The sequence below is a fragment of the Actinomyces sp. HMSC065F11 genome (assembly GCF_001813085.1).
Taxonomy (GTDB): domain Bacteria; phylum Actinomycetota; class Actinomycetes; order Actinomycetales; family Actinomycetaceae; genus Gleimia; species Gleimia europaea.
In genome coordinates this window covers 1-420 of record NZ_KV811477.1, presented here as the reverse complement: position 1 = coordinate 420, position 420 = coordinate 1, and the positions used below count along the sequence as shown (strand labels likewise).

Sequence of the window (420 nt, the reverse complement as noted above, 5' to 3'; positions counted from 1 at the left end):
GCCCTGTTTGCTGGTAAGACCACTGTTGCCTTCGAGGAACTATTCCATGAGGGCAAGTCCATCACTATCCATGCTGACATTACCGATGAGAACCAGACAATCACGTTTGAACCTGGCCCGAAGCTAAAGACCACTTTCACCGGAGAAAACGGTGAAAAGACGCTCAAGCCTGGCAAGGACACCAAGCTGATTGACAAGGTGTGTGATGCGAACGAAAAACTCGTTCCCGGCACCGAATACACCCTCAAGCTCAAGATTCACAACAAGACCACCGGCAAGATGGTCAAGGTAGGTGGTAAAGAATACGAAGCAACCGCTAAGTTCACGCCACAAACCCCGCAAGACTGCGGGAAGGTAGTAGCCAACCTGGACACTACCGGCATGGCAAACACTGAACTCGTTGCCTTCGAATACGTCTAC

The 420-nt window shown here is 51.0% G+C and carries 1 protein-coding gene; it reads left to right on the top strand.

What is annotated here, in order from left to right:
* Positions 1–420: VaFE repeat-containing surface-anchored protein (locus HMPREF2891_RS09675; protein WP_186822308.1), on the top strand; the 420-nt coding region annotated here is incomplete at both ends.